The sequence below is a fragment of the Streptomyces sp. NPDC006743 genome, from assembly GCF_040703815.1.
GTDB lineage: Bacteria > Actinomycetota > Actinomycetes > Streptomycetales > Streptomycetaceae > Streptomyces.
Genome location: NZ_JBEYJA010000009.1, coordinates 79595 through 97802 on the forward strand (window position 1 = coordinate 79595; position 18208 = coordinate 97802).

Sequence of the window (18208 nt, forward strand, 5' to 3'; positions counted from 1 at the left end):
GTGTCTCCTAGGTTCGGGAGGGCGCCGGGTCGCCGCCGCGGGATGCGGGGACGTGAACCGGGGCCGACGTACCAGTCTGCCAGGACTGGGGCCATCTCCCCAAACCGGGGTTCGGTGCGGAGTATTCCCCGCCGCGCCGGCGCACGGCCCCGGCGCCGCTACGAGCCGCTCACGACGCCCTTGGCCTCGCCGGTCGCCGTGCCCTCGGTGGCCGTCCTCGGGATCGGCCGGTCGTTCTTCAGGGCCGTCCAGACCTGGCGGGCCTTGGTCTCCTCGATGATCACGCGGTTGGGGTCGGCCGGGTCGTACCGGACGGGCATGGTGACCATGGTCATGTGCGAGGAGCTGATGCCCTTGAGGCCGTCGGCGAAGGAGATCAGGGAGTTCACCGAGCCGAGGTCGGAGTCGGTGGTGACGGCCTTGGTGGCGGTGTCGGCGAGGTCGTAGAGCTTCTTGGGGCTGGTGAAGACCCCGACGTGCTTGACCTGGTCGATCAGTGCCTTGACGAAGGCCTGCTGGAGCTGGATGCGCCCCAGGTCGGAGCCGTCGCCGACGCCGTGCCGGGTGCGGACGAGGCCCAGTGCCTGCTTCCCGTCGAGGGTGTGGGTGCCCGCGGCGAGGTTCAGGTGGCTGTTGGGGTCGTGGATGGCCCTGGTCGTGGTGACCTGGACGCCGCCGAGGTCGTCGATGAGCTTCTGGAAGCCGCTGAAGTCGACCTCGAGGTAGTGGTCCATCCGGAGGCCGGTGAGCGACTCCACGGTCTTCACCGCGCAGGTCGCGCCGCCGGTGCCGTAGGACTCGTTGAACATCGCGTCGTGCGCGGCCGGGTGCGTGCCGCCCTTGGGGTCGGTGCACTCGGGGCGGTCCACGAGGGTGTCGCGGGGCACGGAGACGACGCTGGCCTTCTTGTGGCCCTCGTACACGTGCACGATCATCGCCGTGTCGGAGCGGGCGCTGCCGTCGTCGGTGCCGCCGCCCAGCTTCTTGTTGCCGCCGGCGCGGGTGTCCGAGCCGAGGACCAGGATGTTCTCGGAGCCGTTGTCCGCCTTGGAGGGCCGGTCGGTGCCGAGGGCCTGGTTGATGTCGACCGTCTTCAGGTTGCCGTTGAGCTTGAGGTACAGGTAGCCGGCACCGGTACCGCCCAGCACCACGATGCCCGCCGCGGTCCAGGCCGTGGCCAGCAGGGCCTTGCGCCGCCCCGTGGGGGGCTTGCGGCGGCGGCCCCCGGCGCCCTTGCGGCGGGTGCTGTCGGTGCGGGACTTCCCCGGTATGCCGGGGTCCGGTGTGCTCTGGGCGGACATGTGCTCCTCAGCTCTCGTATCCGGTCGGATACCCCTTGGTGCCTGGGTCAGGCCCGGCCGGGTCGAAGCCGTACCGCACCATCGTCGCTCTTCACGGTCAGACGAGGTAACCGGGGCAAAGGTTGCACAGCGGCCCACCGGGGTGCTGTGGCGAAGCTCTCGCCGCGCGCGGAGGCCGGGGCCGGGGGCCGGGGGCCCGGGCCCGGGGGCCGGGGCGCGGCCACGGCGAAGGGCCGCCCCCTGGTGGGAGCGGCCCTTCGCTGCCGTACGGTGCGGATCAGTCGCCGTTGCCGGGGGCCGGCGTCGTCTTCTGGATCTGCATCAGGAACTCGACGTTCGACTTGGTCTGCTTCATCTTGTCGAGGAGCAGCTCGATCGCCTGCTGCTGGTCGAGCGCGTGCAGCACCCGGCGCAGCTTCCAGACGATGCCCAGCTCCTCGGAGTTCAGCAGGATCTCCTCCTTGCGGGTGCCGGACGCGTCCACGTCCACCGCCGGGAAGATGCGCTTGTCGGCGAGCTTCCGGTCGAGCTTCAGCTCCATGTTGCCGGTGCCCTTGAACTCCTCGAAGATCACCTCGTCCATGCGGGACCCGGTGTCCACCAGGGCGGTGGCGAGGATGGTCAGCGAGCCGCCGTCCTCGATGTTGCGGGCCGCACCGAAGAAGCGCTTCGGCGGGTAGAGGGCGGTCGAGTCGACACCACCGGACAGGATGCGGCCGGAGGCCGGGGCGGCGAGGTTGTACGCGCGGCCCAGACGGGTGATCGAGTCCAGCAGGACGACCACGTCGTGGCCCAGCTCGACCAGGCGCTTGGCGCGCTCGATGGCCAGCTCGGCGACCGTGGTGTGGTCCTCGGCCGGGCGGTCGAAGGTCGAGGAGATGACCTCGCCCTTGACCGACCGCTGCATGTCGGTGACCTCTTCCGGACGCTCGTCGACCAGGACGACCATCAGGTGGCACTCGGGGTTGTTGTGCGTGATGGCGTTGGCGATCGCCTGCATGATCATGGTCTTGCCGGTCTTCGGCGGGGCCACGATCAGACCGCGCTGGCCCTTGCCGATCGGCGACACGAGGTCGATGATCCGGGTCGTCAGCACGCCCGCCTCGGTCTCCAGACGGAGCCGGTCCTGCGGGTACAGCGGCGTCAGCTTGTTGAACTCCGGCCGTCCGCGGCCGTGTTCGGGCGCCATGCCGTTGACGGAGTCCAGGCGCACCAGCGCGTTGAACTTCTCGCGGCGCTCGCCCTCCTTGGGCTGGCGCACGGCACCGGTGACGTGGTCGCCCTTGCGCAGGCCGTTCTTGCGGACCTGGGCGAGGGAGACGTACACGTCGTTCGGACCGGGCAGGTAGCCGGAGGTCCGGATGAAGGCGTAGTTGTCGAGGATGTCCAGGATGCCGGCGACCGGGATCAGGACGTCGTCCTCGGTGATCTGCGGCTCCTGCACGTCGTCGCGGCCACGGCGGCCACGGCGGTCGCGGTAGCGGCCGCGACGGCCCCGGCGTCCGCCGTCGAAGTCGTCGTCGTCCTGCGGGCCGCTGCTGCGGTCCTGGCGGCCGCCGCCCTGCTGCTGGCTCTGCTGGCGCTGGCCCTGCTGGTCGTCGGCCTTGCCGCCACGGCGGTCACGGTCGCGGTCCCGGTCCCGGTCGCGGTCCCGGTCACGGCCGCGCTCGCGGCGGTCGCGCCGGCGGCCCTCGCCGTCGCCCGCGTCACCCTTGGCGTCGCCCTGCTGCGGCTGCTGCTGGCCCTGGGCCTGCTGCTGGGCGGCCTCGGCCTTCGCGTCGCCCTTCGCCTCGGCGGTGACGGTCTCCGGGCTGCCCGCCTCGGCGGTGGCCCGGCGCCGGCGCCGCTCGACGGGAGCGTCGTCTCCCCCAACGTCTCGGCTTCGCTCGACCAGGGCGGGACCCCCAGCGGGCTGGCCGGGAATCTCGATCTGCTGCTGGGCAGCGGCCTTCTCGGCCGGCGCCTCGGCCGCCTTCTTGCCCGCGGCGCTGTCGTCGCCCGTGCGGGTGCGAGAGGTGGCGCGGCGCTTCGGCTTGGTCTCGGTGGCGTCGCCGGCGGCGGCCGCGGCCTTCGCGGGCGCGGCACCTCCCGCGGCCTGCGCCTCCTTGATGACCTCGATCAGCTGGCCCTTGCGCATCCGCGCGGTGCCCTTGATGCCGAGGCCCGAGGCGACCTGCTGCAGCTCGGCCAGCACCATGCCCTCGAGGCCGGTACCGCGGCGCCGCCGGGAGCCGGCACCGGTAGCAGGCGCGGAGGCGTCCGTGGCGGGCGCGGCAGCGGTCTCCTCGACACGTGCGCCCATCAGATCGGTGGTGTCGCTCACGAAGGGTCCTTCCCTGGAGCGGACGTCGGCCTGTCTGGCTCGGCGACCGGTTGTGCTGTCCGGCTTCGGTCCTTGCTGTGTGGACCGTGCCGGGGCGGTGGTCCGCCAAAGCGGCGGAAGAGATATCTGGTGAGTGGCGCTGCCGCGACGAGCCGTGGCACCCGGTGTCACGTGGCGTGGTAGCACCGTTTCCGGAGCTCCCCCAGAGGGGGGATCCCCACCTGTGGACCGCTCAGCGTCCGCGTACGACGTACTGCCCGGATACGGCGTACGGAACACAGAGTGGCTTGGGGAGCTCCCGGAAGAATGTTGGTCCCGGACTGGGACACGAAGCACCTCGCCATGGTGGGGTCGGGTGCAGACTTGAGATTAACACTACCGGATCCAACAAACATTCCCCCTCTCCACATCCGGCAATCGCGTGTCAGCCCGACAGCGGCAGCACGCAGGCGCCCTGTGCGTCGAGACTCAGCCGGTTGGCGGCCCAGCCGGTCCCCGCGAGCCGTTCCACCTTGTCGGCGGTGCCCGCGTCGGCCAGCGCCATGACCGTCGGTCCGGCGCCGGAGATGACCGCGGGGATGCCGTCCCCGCGCAGCCGCTCCACCAGTGCGGCGCTCTCCGGCATGGCCGGCGCCCGGTACTCCTGGTGGAGGCGGTCCTCGGTGGCGGGCAGCAGCAGCTCGGGGCGCCGGGTGAGGGCCTCGACGAGCAGGGCCGCACGGCCCGCGTTGACGGCCGCGTCGACGTGCGGCACGGTGCGCGGGAGCAGTCCGCGCGCGGTCTCGGTCAGGACGGGTTTCGCGGGCACGAAAACCACCGGAACGATGGAATCGGAGGGCTCCATCCTGATCGCCCGGGCGGCTCCGGCCTCCAGCCACGACAGGGTGAACCCGCCGAGCAGGCAGGCCGCCACGTTGTCCGGGTGGCCCTCGATCTCGGTGGCCAGTTCCAGGAGCGCCGTGTCGTCGAGCCTGGAGTCGCCGCCTATGGTCACGGCGCGGGCGGCGACGATGCCCGCGCAGATGGCGGCGGAGGAGGAACCGAGTCCGCGGCCGTGCGGGATGCGGTTCGCGCAGACGATCTCCAGGCCGCGCGGCTGTCCGCCGAGCACGTCGAACGCGGTGCGCAGCGACCGTACGAGCAGGTGCTTCTCGTCGCGCGGCAGGGTCTCGCTGCCCTCGCCGGCGATGTCGATGTGCAGCCCGGAGTCGGCCACCCGGACCACGACGTCGTCGTAGAGCCCCAGCGCGAGGCCGAAGGCGTCGAAGCCCGGGCCGAGGTTGGCGCTGGTGGCGGGGACGCGCACCCGGACGGCGGCGGCGCGGAACGCTGGACCGGCCATCGCTCGTTGACTCTCCTTGAGCTGCGTGACGGTCGAGTGACATCGACCGGGATTCGACGGACACGTGAGGCCGTGAGGACCCTCGGGGGCCGCACGGACGGCGCGGCACCGCGACATGCGGCGGCATATGCGGTGGGCGGGTTCCTTACAGCCTATCGAAGGAAGGTTCTGTGGCGACATAGGGCGCACAGGAGGCGCACGATGCGTGTCGCGAGCCTTTCCGTGCCCCCTGCCAAGGATCCCCCGGGGGAGGACGCCTTGGGAGGTCGCGGAGTTGCGCGGGCGGGGCGGGCGGCGGGGTGGGGTGGCGGGGCTGGGGCTGGGGCTGGGGCGTGGGGACGGATCGTGGGGCTGGGGGGTGGCACCGGGTGCCTCGGCGGCCCGGCCGTCCGGGCGGGCGGCCGAGCCGTACAGACGGCCGAGCCGTACAGACGGCCGAGCCGTACGGACGGCGGGGCAACGCCCACGTCGGCCGACCCGTACGGACGGCCGGTAGCGCCCACGTCGGCCACGGGGCCGCGTTGAAGACTGCCCGAGCGGTCTCGCTGGGGCGCGGCCGCCGGGGCCCTGGCGTCAGGGACCGACCGCCAGGCACCGGCCGCCGAGCGGCAACCGCCAGGCACCGGCCGTCCGATGACGGCCGGCGGGCGGGACGGCCGAGGGCCGGGGCAGCCGACGGGCGAGGCAGTCGGCAGACCGGACCGCCGTCACGGCGACCGCCGTCGCGCCAGGCTGCCTTCACGGCCGTACGGCCCTGCTGCCCCCTGGCCGACCGGACCACGGCCGACCCGGACCGGACGGCCGGGGCGGCGAGGCCGGTGGAACGGCTGGAACCGTACGGTCTCCGCCCCGGCGCCGTCCGCTTCTCCCCCTGTCCGCCGTCCGCTTCTTCCCCCTGTCCGCCGTCCGGGACCGCAGACAGGGGGAAGAGGGAACCGTCAGGCGAGGCCCAGCCGCTCCGCCGCCGTGGCCGCGTCGACCGGGACGGTGACCGGCTGCGGAGCGCCGGCGACGGCCCAGTCGGGGTCCTTGAGGCCGTTGCCCGTGACGGTGCAGACGATCCGCTGCCCCGGGTCGACCTTGCCCTGCTCGGCGGCCTTCAGCAGACCGGCGACGGACGCGGCCGACGCCGGTTCGACGAAGACACCCTCCTGCGCGGCCAACAGCCGGTAGGCGCGCAGGATCTCACGGTCCGTCACCTCGTCGATGGCGCCGCCGGACTCGTCGCGCGCGGCGAGGGCGTACGTCCAGGAGGCGGGGTTGCCGATCCGGATCGCGGTGGCGATGGTCGACGGGTCCTTGACGACCTCGCCGCGCACGATCGGGGCGCTGCCGGAGGCCTGGAAGCCCCACATGCGCGGCGTCCTCGTGGAGACCGCGTCGGCGGCGTACTCCTTGTAACCCTTCCAGTAGGCGGTGATGTTGCCCGCGTTGCCGACCGGGAGGACGTGGATGTCGGGCGCGTCGCCGAGCATGTCGACGATCTCGAAGGCAGCGGTCTTCTGCCCTTCGATACGCACCGGGTTGACCGAATTGACCAGCGCGACGGGGTAGTTGTCGCTGAGCGCGCGGGCCAGCGTGAGGCAGTCGTCGAAGTTGCCGTCGACCTGGAGGATCTTCGCGCCGTGCACGAGGGCCTGGCCCATCTTGCCGAGCGCGATCTTGCCCTGCGGCACGAGCACGGCGGAGACCATGCCCGCCCGTACGCCGTAGGCGGCGGCGGAGGCCGAGGTGTTGCCGGTGGAGGCGCAGATGACCGCCTTGGCACCTTCCTCCTTGGCCTTGCTGATCGCCATGGTCATGCCGCGGTCCTTGAAGGACCCGGTCGGGTTCGCGCCCTCGACCTTGAGGTGGACCTCGCAGCCGGTGCGCTCGGAGAGCACCTGCGCGGGGACGAGGGGCGTACCGCCCTCGCGGAGCGTCACGACCGGCGTGCTGTCGGACACCGGCAGCCGGTCCCGGTACTCCTCGATGATTCCGCGCCACTGGTGGGTCATTGCTGGTTACTCTCCTTCAACCCGCATGATGCTGGCGACGCCCCGCACGGTGTCGAGGCTGCGCAGCGCCTCGACGGTGCCGGTGAGGGCGGCGTCGGACGCTCGGTGGGTGACGACGACGAGCGATGCCTCGCCGTCCTTGCCCTGCTGGCGAACTGTGTCGATGGACACCCCGTGCTCGGCGAACACGGTGGCGACCTGGGCCAGGACGCCGGGTTTGTCGGCGACGTCCAGGCTGATGTGGTAGCGCGTGACGACGTCGCCCATGGGCGAGACGGGCAGCGCGGCGTACGCGGAGTCGCCGGGGCCGGTGGCGCCGCTGAGCCGGTTGCGGCAGACGGCGACGAGGTCGCCGAGGACGGCGGAGGCGGTGGGCGAGCCGCCGGCGCCGGGCCCGTAGAACATCAGCCGGCCCGCGGCCTCCGACTCCACGAAGACGGCGTTGTACGCGCCGCGCACCGAGGCGAGCGGGTGGCTGAGCGGGATCATCGCGGGGTGCACGCGCGCGGTGACGGAGGCGCCGTCGGCGGCCCGCTCGCAGATGGCGAGCAGTTTGATGGTGCAGCCCATCTCCTTGGCGGAGGCGAAGTCGGCGGCGGTGACCTCTGTCATCCCCTCGCGGTGGACGTCGTCGAGGCGTACGCGGGTGTGGAAGGCGATCCCGGCGAGGATGGCGGCCTTGGCGGCGGCGTCGAAGCCCTCGACGTCGGCGGTCGGGTCGGCCTCGGCGTACCCGAGCGCGGTGGCCTCGTCGAGGGCTTCCTGGTACCCGGCGCCCGTGGAGTCCATCTTGTCGAGGATGAAGTTGGTGGTGCCGTTGACGATGCCGAGCACCCGGTTGACCTTGTCGCCGGCCAGGGACTCGCGCAGCGGCCGGATCAGCGGGATGGCACCGGCGACGGCGGCCTCGTAGTAGAGGTCGCGGCCGTGCTCCTCGGCGGCGGCGTGCAGGGCGGCCCCGTCCTGGGCGAGGAGGGCCTTGTTCGCGGAGACGACGGAGGCGCCGTGCTCGAACGCGGTGGTGATGAGGGCCCGGGCCGGCTCGATGCCGCCGATGACCTCGATGACGACGTCGATGTCGCCGCGTTTGACGAGGGCGGTGGCGTCGGTGGTGATGAGGGCGGGGTCGATGCCCTCGCGCACCTTGGAGGGGCGCCGGACGGCGACCCCGGCGATCTCCACCGGGGCGCCGATCCTGGCCGTGAGGTCGTCGGCGTGCGTCGTCATGATGCGCGCCACCTCTGAGCCGACGACCCCACAGCCCAGCAGCGCCACCTTCAGCGGACGCGTACGCATCATCCGACCTCGTTTCCTCATACCGTCTACGGTGGGACCAGTCTCACTCACCGGACCGGAGTTTCTGTCATTTGTCCGGATCGTGAGACGTTTATTTCATTTTCGCCGGGCCGGGAGACAGGAGATCTTCCGGCGCGGCGGTGCCTGCGTCACCCGACGTCGAGACGCAGGAGATCGTCCTCCGTCTCCCGCCGGACGATGACCCGGGGCTCGCCGTCGGCGACGGCGACAACCGGCGGGCGCAGCGCGTGGTTGTAGTTGCTGGCCATGGACCGGCAGTACGCACCCGTCGCGGGCACGGCGACGAGGTCGCCGGGCGCCAGGTCGGCCGGCAGGAAGGCGTCCTTGACCACGATGTCGCCGCTCTCGCAGTGCTTGCCGACCACCCGCACGAGCATGGGCTCGGCGTCGGAGGTGCGCGAGACGAGGGCCACGCTGTACTCGGCGTCGTAGAGGGCGGTGCGGATGTTGTCCGACATGCCGCCGTCGACGGAGACGTACGTCCGCAGTCCTTCCAGCGGCTTCACGGTGCCGACCTCGTAGAGGGTGAAGGCGGTCGGACCCACGACGGCGCGCCCGGGCTCGACCGAGATGCGGGGCGTGCGCAACCGGGCGGCGTCGCACTCGCGCGTCACGATCTCGGTGAGCGCCTTGGCGATCTCGTGCGGCTCGCGCGGGTCGTCGTCGCTGGTGTAGGCGATGCCGAGACCGCCGCCGAGGTCGATCTCGGGCAGCTCGACGCCGTGCTCGTCACGGATGTCCTTGAGCAGCCCGACCACCCGGTGCGCGGCGACCTCGAAGCCGGACATGTCGAAGATCTGCGACCCGATGTGGCTGTGGATGCCGATCAGCTCCAGACCGTCGAGCTGGAGCGCCCGCCGCACCGCCTCGGCGGCCTGGCCCCCGGCGAGCGGGATGCCGAACTTCTGGTCCTCGTGGGCGGTGGCGATGAACTCGTGCGTGTGCGCCTCGACGCCCACGGTGATCCGGATCTGGACGCGCTGCCGCTTGCCGAGCGACTGCGCGATGTGCGCGACCCGCACGATCTCCTGGAAGGAGTCGAGCACGATCCGTCCGACCCCGGCGCTCACCGCGCGCTCGATCTCGGCCGCGGACTTGTTGTTGCCGTGGAAGGCGATGCGGTCGGCCGGCATCCCGGCGGACAGGGCGGTGGCCAGCTCGGTACCGGAGCAGACGTCGAGGTTGAGTCCCTCCTCGTTCAGCCAGCGCACGACGGCGCGCGACAGGAAGGCCTTGCCGGCGTAGAAGACGTCGGCGTCGTGCCCGAAGGCGGTGCGCCAGGCGCGGGCGCGGGCGCGGAAGTCGGCCTCGTCCATGACGTACGCGGGCGTGCCGAACTCCTCGGCGAGCCGCGTGACGGGTACGCCGCCGACGGTCACCACACCGTCCGCGTCCCGTGTCACGGTCTGCGCCCAGACCTTCGGATCGAGGGTGTTGAGGTCGGCCGGCGGGGCGGCGTAGTGGCCCTCGGGCAGTACATCGGCGTGACGGGGCCCGGCGGGATGTGCGGAACGGCTCATGTCGGTGTGTCTCTCTGCGCTCTCAGAGGTGGTCGGGTGCGTCGATGCCGAGCAGGGACAGGCCGCCGGCCAGCACCGTCCCGGCGGCTTCGGCGAGCGCCAGCCGGGCGCGGTGGGCGGCCGAGGGTTTCTCCTCGCCGCGCGGCAGTACGTCCGGCAGCAGGGGCGGCACGGCCTCGGCGACGGTGACGAGGTGCCGGGCGAGCAGGTCGGGTGTGCGGTTGCGCGCCGCACGGGCGAGGACGCGGGGGTGGTCGGCGAGGGCGGCGAGCAGCGGGCGGGCCGCTGGGGTGCCCGTGGCTCCCGGCTGTGCGGTGAAGCCGAGGCCGGCCGCGTTGCGGCGCAGGGCCCGGGTGCGGGCGTGGGCGTACCGGACGCGGAAGAGGGGGTTGCTCTCGCGCTGGACGAGGTGGTCCGCGCCGGTGCGGGGCCGGTCGTGGCCGGCGGGGTGGAGCAGCGCCCAGCGTCCGGCGTCACGGCCGAGGGCGAGCAGGGCGGGGACCTCGGCCGCGGGGACGGGAACGGGCCGTACGTCGACGCCCGGCCGTCCCGTCCCGGTCTCTGCGTCGACGTCCAGCAGCCCCGTCCCGGACGCCACGTCGACGTCCGGCCGCCCCGTCCCGGCCCCATCGACGCGGACACCGAGCACGGCCTGCCACGGCGCGGGGACGGGGCTCTCGCAGGTGGTGCGCACGAGGGCGCCCTGGGCGCGCAGCAGCCGCGCGAGGACGTCGGCGACGACGAGGGCCCTGGGTTCGGCGGCGCAGTGCAGCTGAACGGCCTGCCCGGCGGCGTCCTGTCCGTACCCGTACCGCCGGCCGCCGCGCAGGATCTCCCCGACCAGCCGGCCGGAGGCGGCATCGGCGCCGGTGTCGCGGAGGCTGATGTTGAGGAACCCGGGCCCGGTGACGACGACACCGCCGATGCCGTCGGCCGTCATGGCCATCAGGTGGTCCCGCAGCACGCCGGCGACGCGCAGCGCGCTCTGCCCGGCGGGCCGGGCGAGCTGGAGCGCGACGCTGGTGGCGTAGTCCCCGCAGCCGCCAGGGCCGGGCGGCTTGACGACGACCCGCTCCGGGAGCGGCACGCTCAGGTCCCCCGCGTCGACAGCACGGCGCACCGCGCACAGCACGGTACGGGAGAGCTCGACGGGGGTCACGGGACAAGCGTAGGGGAGGAGGGGGGTGGGGAGGCGAGCCGGTTTGCGCGGGGTATCGGCATGTGGACGGCGGGATCGTCATGCACGGGCCGCCGGCCTTGTGAGGCACCGGCCGGCCGGGGTGCTACCGGGTACCGCGCCAGGCCCGCCGGGCGTCGCCGCTCCCTCCGGGACCGGCACCCTCCCCGCCGGCCGAACCGGGCTGCTGCCCCCTCCCCCGGCCCTCGACCAACCGCATGACCACCCGGACGAGTTCGGAGGGCTCGAAGGGCTTGGCGAGGAAGGCGTCGACACCGGCGTCGAGCCCGGCGTCGATCTCCCCCTGCGAACAGGCGCTGACGATGGCGAGCGGGAGGTCACGGGTCCGGGGATCGGCCCGCAGCTGCGCGGCGGTCGTGAGCCCGTCGAGCCGGGGCATCACGACGTCGAGGGTGATCACATCGGGCCGCACCTGATGCACGACATCCAGACACTCGGCACCGTCGGCCGCGGTCACGACCTCGAGCCCCTCGAGCTCGAGATTGACCCTGATCAGCTGCCGGATGACCTTGTTGTCGTCCACAACAAGCACCCGGCCGGAAGCCCCTGGCACAACTCGAGAGTAGGTGCCCCCCGGCCACCGCGTCCGGGTTTTCCCCACTTCCACCCCCTGCGGGGGACGCCCCGGTTCCGAGTGGACCGGGCGCCCCTCCCGCCGCCCCCGGAAAACGTTCATGACCACCCCCGGGGAGCTGGTAGTGTTCTACCCGTCGCCGCGCCACAGAGCGCGACGAACCCCGCCCCCGTAGCTCAGGGGATAGAGCAACGGCCTCCGGAGCCGTGTGCGCAGGTTCGAATCCTGCCGGGGGCACCCAATATGAGGTGCCCAAAGACCCCGTCACCAGCGGAAACGCTGAGGCCGGGGTCTTCGCGTATGTGCAGGCGTGTGCAGCGCTGAGCGGCCCTATGTCGGGGTCCGTGGACTATTCGTGGACAGGATCTTGGGACATCGACCCTGGTCAGACCTGGAAACGGCGAAGGCCTCCGGACGGATCCAGGGGCCTGAAGCGTCGTACGGCGCGCGTGGGATCACTCGTACTCGCGCAGCAGCTCTTCGATCTTGCGGTTGGCGATCTCCTGCCGACCGTCGATGCACTTCGCGTAGCGGCTCAGCAGGACCTCGACGCTGTTGCCCGCGCGCTCGGCGACCTCGGTCGCGTCGACGCCGGAGTTGAGCCAGGTCGACAGCGCCGAGTGCCGCAGGTCATACGGACGGGCGGCGAGCGGCGAGGCAACAACGGCCGGCGGAAGAGCCAGCGCGCGAGCCTCCTGCCACACGCGGTAGTACGTGGACGAGCCGACCACTCCCCCGCGCTCGTTCGTGAACAGCCGCCCGTCCTTCGCAGTTCCGAACGTGTAGAGGTGATCTCGGAGGATCGCCACGAGCTGCGGCGGGATCGGCACGGGCCGGACCTCTTCGACGGGCCGGTTCTTGAGTCCGCGATCGTCGTGCGTCTCGCCGGAGTCGGTCCATCGCTTGCCGACGCTGGGGCGGGTGCGATTCAGCAGAGCCGTTCCCCAGCCCGTTTCCGGCAGTTTCAGGTCTGCCTCTTTGAGGCCGACAGCCTCAGCCGGGCGAAGGGCGCCGTAGTACATGCAGGCGAACAAGCCCACAAGTCGCCGGCCGCGCGCACGCCCATATCCGCCGACGTACGAGACCGCAGTCAGCAGAGCACGAGCCTGCTCGGGGTTCGCCACTACTCGGGGATCTACTTCCTTGACCACTTTCGGTTTCTTCCAGCGAACCGCAGTGATCGGATTCTCTTTGAACTCGCCGAGGTCCACCGCGTAGTGCATGGCGTTAACCAGAGTCCGCCGCTTGCGCCGTACGGTTTCTGCCGCAGCCGCCGTTCCGTCGAGCTTGAGCTTCAGGGAGTCCAGGACGGCCCTGCCAACCGCTGCGTCGGCGAGGTCCGAGAGAGGGCGCGATGCCTTAGCCACCCAGTGCAGGGTGTTCGCGATCTCGGTCGGCAACTCGCGGTCGTTCGGACCGGGAACGACGAAAGCCCAGTTACGAAGCGCCTTCCTGACTAGGTCATCGGCCGGCCGCCCAGGACGATCGTCGAGGAGCGCCACGGTGACAGCGGTCAACGACTCGTTGATCCCGTCGCGGGTGTTCGGCGCAGCGTGCGGCCATTTCATGGCGAGGTACTTCAAGGCGAAGGCATACCACGTCATCGTGGGCGCCTTTTCGACCATCGAGTCCGGCAGCCCGGTAGCCGCGTCGAACTCCTCGCCGTCGCGCATTGCACGCAGGAGCTTGGAACGGTAGTTGTCCGCGAGTCCCTTGGTGCGGAACTGTTCGGAGAACACGTTCCCGGAGACGATCCACCTCACGTCATAGGACGGTTTCTTGGTGTTCCTTTTCCGGACGCCCCAGACTTTCACGTCGAGTGACTTCACGCCGCTGCCCTCTCCCGACTGTTCAGCCATGCCGTGAAGTCGCTGCGCCACACCCGCAGTTCACCATTGGGCAGCTTGAAAGCTCGCGGGGCCTGCCCCAATTCTCGCCAGCGGTAGAAGGTCCGGCGTGATACTCCTTTGAGTTCGGCGAGGATTTCCGGAACGGTCATCAGCTCGTCTTTCACGCCAGTTCTCCTTCCAAGGCTTCGCGTGCGGTTTCGCGGTTGAGTTCGATGTCCCGCCGGATGGTGGCGGCGAGGGCGGACTCGCCGGGGGTGTGGCCGTGGCCGGCGTACTGCCAGTCAGCGAGGACGAGGACGGTGTCCGGCTCGCGTTCGTCCAGGCCGAGGGCGGCGCGTTCCTGTGCGGCGCGGAAGTCGGCGCGTACCTGGCGGAGGGCGCCGAGCGTGGTCGAGTAGCGGCGAGACTTGGACGAGAAGTGCCCTCGGAAGCCGAGCATGTGAGCCCAGGCCCACAGGCGCCGGTCCGGGTACAGCTCATCCAGGTCTCGGCACGCGGTGATCAGACGCCGGGCGTGATCGGGGACGCCGTGGCGGTCGAGTTCGGAGAGTTCACCGATGCGCCGGTCCAGGGTGCCGGTGTTCTCGGCCGCCTTGGTGGCGTACTTGGCCACGTAGGAGGCGACCGCCTGTTCGGTGAGGTCGGAGCCGTCTCCGAACGCCTTGATGGGCCGTACGTCGAGCTGTCGGCCCCACTGGAAAGTGCGGGCGGGTTGGTCGCCGGCGGCGGGGACACTGACGCGGCTGTACGAGTGCGCGGCGGCGGCGCGAATGGCGTCGGTGAGCAAGTCGGTGGTGGCCCAGGACGGCGGGGCGGAGTCGGCTCCGTCCGGGCCGTCGAGGCGGATCACGGCATGGAAGTGGACGGCGCCCCGCTTCTGGAACTCGGCAACCTTGCCGTAGGACAGCCGACAGACCTCGGCGAATTCGCGCTGTGTCAGCCCGGCCCGCTTGGCGATCTCACGGCGGAGCCGGTTGATGGTGCGCATCCACAGCTCACCCGCATGGTTGTTGAACAGCACCGCGCCGGCGTAGTCGTACGTGCCCGGATCGAGCGCCGTGCCCAGGGCGGAGTCGTCGGCGGGGTGGCGAGCGCCGCAGCGGCAGGCGCCACGGTCAGGCCGGTTGTGGACCGGACCGAACGAGGGCGCGGTGAAGGTGGCGAATACCCGCGGGTGATCCCGGACGGTGCTGGGGATGTCCTTGTCCGGGTCGCCGGCGAGCCCGGCGCGGATCAGGTGGTAGGTGTCCCCGGCGTAGGTCCAAGCGCAGGCGGGGCAGCGGGAGGCCCGGCGGTTGCCGCAGGCGACACGGAGCCGTCCTCCCGGCTCGTTCTCAGTGCTGTAGCGGTGCAGGGTCTCCCCGGTGACCTTGTCCTTGTGGACGACCCAGCCGCGCAGGTGGATCGGGTCGGCGCAGCCGCCGGTGCGCTTGATCTGGTCCTGCCAGCGGTCGAAGCCGGGGAGCCCGGCCACCCGGAGGAGGTCCCCCAGGGTGACCGGGTCCAGGCCCGCGAAGGTCGCGGTGTCGCTCACGCAGCCACCTCCAGCGCGGCCGGGACGAGGGGCCTCAGGAGCGCGGTGGCGAGCGGCGGGGGTACGGCGTTGCCGATCTGCTCGAACTGCTTGGTGCGTGAGCCGGCCCACGGGTAGGGGGCGGGGAAGCCCTGGAGGACCGCAGCCTCATGGACCGCGAGGCGGCGGATAGGGGTGCCCTCGGAGTCGATCCAGGACACGTCGTTCAGGGCCTTGCCGAACAGCAGCGTCGGGGCGGGCTGGTCGAGGCGGCGGCGGGTGGCGGCCGGGCGGTTGCCGACCTTGAGCAGCCAGGACCGGGCGCGGCCGGTGACCGCCCAGGACGGGCCGGTCGTGGGGAAGGTGCTGCCGCCGGTGGTGTGGTTCCCGCGAGTGACGACGAGAGCGGGCGGGCAGCCCAGGACATCGAGCATGGTCCGCCAGGGCGGGAGCCCGTCACCGAAGAGGTCAGCAGGGGTGCCGCCGTCAGCGTGGGTGGGCTCCGGGGGCGTGGCCGGGCGGGTACGGGAGGCGACCAGGAAGGCGCGGCGGCGGGTCTGGGCAAGGCCGAAGTCAGCAGCGTTGAGAACGCCGGTCCACGTTGAGTAGCCAATGCCCGCCAGGAGGCGGGCGGTGTGCTCGAACAGCGGCAGCACTGCGGGGACTTCCTCCAGGGTGATCCAGTCGGGGCGCAGGTCGAGGGCGTAGCGCAGCGGCTCGACGACCAGCAGGGAGCGCGGGTCGACGCAGGCGGCACGGAGCACGGCGCGGGTGTCCCTCCCGCGGGCGAGGTCGTCAAGAGCCTGGTGGCACAGGGGCAGGTCGGTGTTCCCGGCGCGCAGGCCAGCGGCGCTGAAGGTCTGGCAGGGCGGGGAGCCGATCAGCCCCGTCACCTTCCCGCGGAGAGGAGCGGTGGGGTAGGCGGCGACGTCGGCGCGAATGGTGGTATGTCCGGCGGCGGCGCGGGTGGTGCAGACGGCACGGTCGATCTCGATACCGATGTCGGTCAGGCCGAGGGCGCGCAGTCCCTCGGACCAGCCGCCGGGGCCGGCGAAGAGGTCGAGGACGGTCACTCGGGTCACCTCCCGACGCGGACGAGGGAGGCGCGGAGGGTGTGGCCAGTGCCCTTGCAGGTCGGGCAGTCGACGCGGAGGGTGACGCGGGTGCCGTCGGCGTGACGGGTGCCGGTGTCGATGGCGACGGAGGCGAAGCCGTCGCAGTCGCGGCAGATCGGCAGGTTCGGGTTGCTCTGGGGCATGATGGGCCGTGCCTTTCTGGTCCGTTGGATCGGGAAGGGGAGGCGCCCGGAGCGGTGGAAACTTGGCGGTTGAGGCCGCTCCGGGAGCCGGTCAGCGCCGCTTGGTCTCGGAGGCGAGCAGCGAGCGCAGGACGACGGCGACCGAGGCGCCGGTGATGGCGACCGCCAGGAGCATGGAGACGAGGACGGCGCCGACGACCAAGACGACGGCGGTGCCGCCGCCGACGAGGGCGAGCACGGTGCCGGGGGTGAGCTGGACCACCGGACGGGACGGCGCCGGGGCCGTGGGGGCGGCCGGCGGGGTCTGGAGGCTGGGAAGGACGGCGGTCGGCTCGACGGGGGCTGGCGGGGTGACGTGCCCGGTCGGGGTGGGCATGGTCGGGATCTTCGGGCGGAGCATGTTGAAACTCCCTTCCGGGGGCGTTACTTGATCAGACCGTTGATGGCCGGGGCCAGGACGCTGTCAGCGAGGAGGAAGCCGCCGAGCAGGAGGACGGCGATGAGCCAGGCCGGCGGGCGGACGAGCTTGACGCCGAGGTAGCCGACGACGAGCAGCGCGAACCAAAGGGGAACCTGCATGGCGGTGGACTCCTAGCGGACGCGGCAGCGGTGGGTGCGGGCGGCGAGCTGGGCGGCGGACTGGCTGGAGTAGTCGGCGGACCAGCCGCAATCGTCGGAGGTGCACACGGCGGCGTGCTTGGTCTGGCCGTGGCGGTCGCGGTGGGTGCCGATCTGGACCGGACCGATCTGCATCACGGAGTGGAAGAAGTCGCGCATGGGCATGGCTGAACTCCTTGTCTGTCAGGCGAGTTGGGCGGCGATGGCGTCGGCCATGGGCGCGGGGACGCCGAGGCGGGCGCGCAGGGTGTCGGTGTCGATCGGGGAGCCGGTACGGGCTTCGTGGTCGGCGGCGACCTTGCGCGCGTGAGCGACCAGCGGAGCCGGGACCGCTACCTCGGGCGCGGGTGCGGGAGCCGAAGCGGGAGCGGGGGCCGGGTCAGCGGCAGGTAGCGCCGGGGTGTCGTCAGCAGCGGTGACCGGCTCCTGAGCGGGCTCCGGTTCAGGGGCGGGCTCGGGGGCCGGACTGGTGGCCGGGGCAGGAGCCGCCGTTACCGGTGCGGGATCGCCAGCCGAGTGGGCGAGCAGGGTGCCGCCGAGGAAGGCGAGCGCGGGCCATCCGGCGATGCCGAGGCGGAGCAGCGCGGGCGGGTTGGCCAGGTCGAGGAAGCCGGCGGTGGCGACGTTGGCGCCGAGCGAGGCGAACAGCGCGATCAGGAACCAGCACCAGGCCAGCCGAGACGGGCCGCTGTTGCGCAGCCGACGCCAGGCGGCGACCAGGAGCAGGTCAACCGAGATCGGGTAGGCCCATGCCTTCCACCCGGACTGTCCGGCGGCGGCGGCCAGGTCGTGAAGGTGGGCGAAGGACAGAGCGCCGGCGATCACGGCCTGTACGAGGACGGCGTCCGGGCGGATCGAGCGGGTCATGTCGTCACCTCCCTTTGGGGGTTGGGCCAGGGGCGGGGCGGGGATCGAGGTCCGGCCGCCCCACCCCGGCGGGTTCAGTCGGTGGTGGCTTCGCCGGATCCCCAGCAGGTCAGGCACAGGCCGGTCTGCCGGTCGTCGGTAGCACGGCCCTTACGGGCGCCGACCCGGACGGTTTCGGTGATCTCGCCGGTGCCCTTGCAGTCGGGGCAGGGCTTCGGCCGGGGCTTGCGGCGAGCGGTGGGCTTCTTCGCGGCGGGCACGGTCACCACCCCTCGCTGGGGTACTCGGGGCCCTCGTTCGGGTCGTAGCCGGGCGGGAAGGTGCCGGGCGGCGGCTCGGGCAGCGACGCCGCCAGGCACGGGCCCACGGTGTCGATGAAGTCCTGGTCAGCGCCGATCCTGTCGGCGTACAGGGCTAGGTCGCCGAGCATCACCACGGTGCGGGTGAAGTCCTCGCAGTCGGGGCACATGGCGGGCGGTCTCCCTTCTTCGGGCATGGCTCGGGTAGGGGCCCGGCGCGATGCGGTCGCG

19 protein-coding genes and 1 tRNA gene are annotated in these 18208 nt (G+C 71.9%); 1 reads left to right on the forward strand and 19 read right to left on the reverse strand.

The genetic code is table 11. The annotated features are described in order from the left end of the window. Window positions 1-158: 158 nt before the first annotated feature. The 8 genes from ABZ719_RS10645 to ABZ719_RS10680 all read right to left on the reverse strand — a co-directional run bounded on the left by ABZ719_RS10645 (window position 159) and on the right by ABZ719_RS10680 (window position 11674). Complete coding sequence (locus ABZ719_RS10645; protein ID WP_366724835.1) at window positions 159-1301, reverse strand: LCP family protein; 1143 nt, start codon at window positions 1299-1301, stop codon at window positions 159-161. A 277-nt stretch (window positions 1302-1578) separates the two neighbouring features. Beyond that, window positions 1579-3624: a transcription termination factor Rho gene (rho, locus tag ABZ719_RS10650; protein WP_366724836.1), complete on the reverse strand. Its 2046-nt coding sequence runs from the start codon at window positions 3622-3624 to the stop codon at window positions 1579-1581. A gap of 424 nt (window positions 3625-4048) precedes the next feature. Continuing rightward, window positions 4049-4966, reverse strand: a complete 918-nt coding sequence (gene thrB / locus ABZ719_RS10655) for a homoserine kinase (protein ID WP_366724837.1) — start codon at window positions 4964-4966, stop codon at window positions 4049-4051. A 938-nt stretch (window positions 4967-5904) separates the two neighbouring features. Continuing rightward, window positions 5905-6963 (reverse strand): threonine synthase, encoded by a 1059-nt coding sequence (gene thrC / locus ABZ719_RS10660; protein WP_366724838.1) that lies wholly within the window; start codon window positions 6961-6963, stop codon window positions 5905-5907. Window positions 6964-6969: 6 nt separating this feature from the next. Further along, window positions 6970-8262, reverse strand: coding sequence for a homoserine dehydrogenase (locus ABZ719_RS10665; RefSeq protein ID WP_366724945.1), 1293 nt, complete (start codon window positions 8260-8262; stop codon window positions 6970-6972). 146 nt (window positions 8263-8408) lie between these two features. Next, window positions 8409-9800 (reverse strand): diaminopimelate decarboxylase, encoded by a 1392-nt coding sequence (gene lysA / locus ABZ719_RS10670; RefSeq protein WP_366724839.1) that lies wholly within the window; start codon window positions 9798-9800, stop codon window positions 8409-8411. 22 nt (window positions 9801-9822) lie between these two features. Further along, window positions 9823-10959 carry an ArgS-related anticodon-binding protein NrtL gene (nrtL, locus tag ABZ719_RS10675; protein ID WP_366724840.1) on the reverse strand — a complete coding sequence of 379 codons (1137 nt, stop codon included), beginning with the start codon at window positions 10957-10959 and terminating at the stop codon, window positions 9823-9825. 124 nt (window positions 10960-11083) lie between these two features. Continuing rightward, a complete protein-coding gene (locus ABZ719_RS10680; RefSeq protein WP_366724841.1) occupies window positions 11084-11674 on the reverse strand; it encodes a response regulator in 591 nt (196 codons plus the stop codon). 63 nt (window positions 11675-11737) lie between these two features. On the opposite strand from ABZ719_RS10680, the gene ABZ719_RS10685 reads away from it, so the two are divergent. Next, window positions 11738-11809, forward strand: a tRNA-Arg gene (locus tag ABZ719_RS10685). A gap of 218 nt (window positions 11810-12027) precedes the next feature. Here ABZ719_RS10685 and ABZ719_RS10690 read toward each other — a convergent pair. The 11 genes from ABZ719_RS10690 to ABZ719_RS10740 all read right to left on the reverse strand — a co-directional run bounded on the left by ABZ719_RS10690 (window position 12028) and on the right by ABZ719_RS10740 (window position 18147). Beyond that, window positions 12028-13401 (reverse strand): site-specific integrase, encoded by a 1374-nt coding sequence (locus ABZ719_RS10690; protein WP_366724946.1) that lies wholly within the window; start codon window positions 13399-13401, stop codon window positions 12028-12030. Further along, window positions 13398-13571 (reverse strand): helix-turn-helix domain-containing protein, encoded by a 174-nt coding sequence (locus ABZ719_RS10695; protein ID WP_078917071.1) that lies wholly within the window; start codon window positions 13569-13571, stop codon window positions 13398-13400. The genes ABZ719_RS10690 and ABZ719_RS10695 overlap by 4 nt, the downstream gene beginning before the upstream one ends. 11 nt (window positions 13572-13582) lie before the next feature. Continuing rightward, window positions 13583-14956 carry a replication initiator protein RepSA gene (repSA, locus tag ABZ719_RS10700; RefSeq protein WP_366724842.1) on the reverse strand — a complete coding sequence of 458 codons (1374 nt, stop codon included), beginning with the start codon at window positions 14954-14956 and terminating at the stop codon, window positions 13583-13585. Then, window positions 14953-16008 (reverse strand): DNA cytosine methyltransferase, encoded by a 1056-nt coding sequence (locus ABZ719_RS10705; RefSeq protein ID WP_366724843.1) that lies wholly within the window; start codon window positions 16006-16008, stop codon window positions 14953-14955. The genes repSA and ABZ719_RS10705 overlap by 4 nt, the downstream gene beginning before the upstream one ends. Window positions 16009-16013: 5 nt before the next feature. Further along, the gene (locus ABZ719_RS10710) at window positions 16014-16193 is read right to left on the reverse strand and encodes a hypothetical protein (RefSeq protein ID WP_366724844.1); all 180 of its coding nucleotides are present in this window, start codon (window positions 16191-16193) and stop codon (window positions 16014-16016) included. Between the two features lie 91 nt (window positions 16194-16284). Next, window positions 16285-16593, reverse strand: coding sequence for a SpdD-like protein (locus ABZ719_RS10715; RefSeq protein ID WP_366724845.1), 309 nt, complete (start codon window positions 16591-16593; stop codon window positions 16285-16287). A 23-nt stretch (window positions 16594-16616) separates the two neighbouring features. Next, window positions 16617-16772: a hypothetical protein gene (locus ABZ719_RS10720; protein WP_366724846.1), complete on the reverse strand. Its 156-nt coding sequence runs from the start codon at window positions 16770-16772 to the stop codon at window positions 16617-16619. A gap of 12 nt (window positions 16773-16784) precedes the next feature. After that, window positions 16785-16976, reverse strand: a complete 192-nt coding sequence (locus tag ABZ719_RS10725) for a mobile element transfer protein (protein WP_030610028.1) — start codon at window positions 16974-16976, stop codon at window positions 16785-16787. A gap of 18 nt (window positions 16977-16994) precedes the next feature. After that, window positions 16995-17678, reverse strand: a complete 684-nt coding sequence (locus ABZ719_RS10730) for a DUF2637 domain-containing protein (RefSeq protein WP_366724847.1) — start codon at window positions 17676-17678, stop codon at window positions 16995-16997. Window positions 17679-17752: 74 nt separating this feature from the next. Then, the gene (locus tag ABZ719_RS10735) at window positions 17753-17938 is read right to left on the reverse strand and encodes a hypothetical protein (RefSeq protein WP_366724947.1); all 186 of its coding nucleotides are present in this window, start codon (window positions 17936-17938) and stop codon (window positions 17753-17755) included. A gap of 2 nt (window positions 17939-17940) precedes the next feature. Continuing rightward, a complete protein-coding gene (locus tag ABZ719_RS10740; RefSeq protein ID WP_366724848.1) occupies window positions 17941-18147 on the reverse strand; it encodes a hypothetical protein in 207 nt (68 codons plus the stop codon). Window positions 18148-18208: the final 61 nt, after the last annotated feature.

Excerpts from the sequence above, each read along its gene's own strand:
- thrC (WP_366724838.1), bottom strand. The coding sequence starts at position 6,963 with ATGACCCACCAGTGGCGCGGAATCATCGAGGAGTACCGGGACCGGCTG.
- ABZ719_RS10715 (WP_366724845.1), bottom strand. The coding sequence starts at position 16,593 with ATGCTCCGCCCGAAGATCCCGACCATGCCCACCCCGACCGGGCACGTC.
- ABZ719_RS10695 (WP_078917071.1), bottom strand. The coding sequence starts at position 13,571 with ATGACCGTTCCGGAAATCCTCGCCGAACTCAAAGGAGTATCACGCCGG.
- lysA (WP_366724839.1), bottom strand. The coding sequence starts at position 9,800 with ATGAGCCGTTCCGCACATCCCGCCGGGCCCCGTCACGCCGATGTACTG.
- ABZ719_RS10740 (WP_366724848.1), bottom strand. The coding sequence starts at position 18,147 with ATGTGCCCCGACTGCGAGGACTTCACCCGCACCGTGGTGATGCTCGGC.
- thrB (WP_366724837.1), bottom strand. The coding sequence starts at position 4,966 with ATGGCCGGTCCAGCGTTCCGCGCCGCCGCCGTCCGGGTGCGCGTCCCC.
- ABZ719_RS10720 (WP_366724846.1), bottom strand. The coding sequence starts at position 16,772 with ATGCAGGTTCCCCTTTGGTTCGCGCTGCTCGTCGTCGGCTACCTCGGC.
- ABZ719_RS10645 (WP_366724835.1), bottom strand. The coding sequence starts at position 1,301 with ATGTCCGCCCAGAGCACACCGGACCCCGGCATACCGGGGAAGTCCCGC.
- ABZ719_RS10680 (WP_366724841.1), bottom strand. The coding sequence starts at position 11,674 with ATGAACGTTTTCCGGGGGCGGCGGGAGGGGCGCCCGGTCCACTCGGAA.
- ABZ719_RS10730 (WP_366724847.1), bottom strand. The coding sequence starts at position 17,678 with ATGACCCGCTCGATCCGCCCGGACGCCGTCCTCGTACAGGCCGTGATC.
- ABZ719_RS10725 (WP_030610028.1), bottom strand. The coding sequence starts at position 16,976 with ATGCCCATGCGCGACTTCTTCCACTCCGTGATGCAGATCGGTCCGGTC.
- ABZ719_RS10710 (WP_366724844.1), bottom strand. The coding sequence starts at position 16,193 with ATGCCCCAGAGCAACCCGAACCTGCCGATCTGCCGCGACTGCGACGGC.
- ABZ719_RS10665 (WP_366724945.1), bottom strand. The coding sequence starts at position 8,262 with ATGATGCGTACGCGTCCGCTGAAGGTGGCGCTGCTGGGCTGTGGGGTC.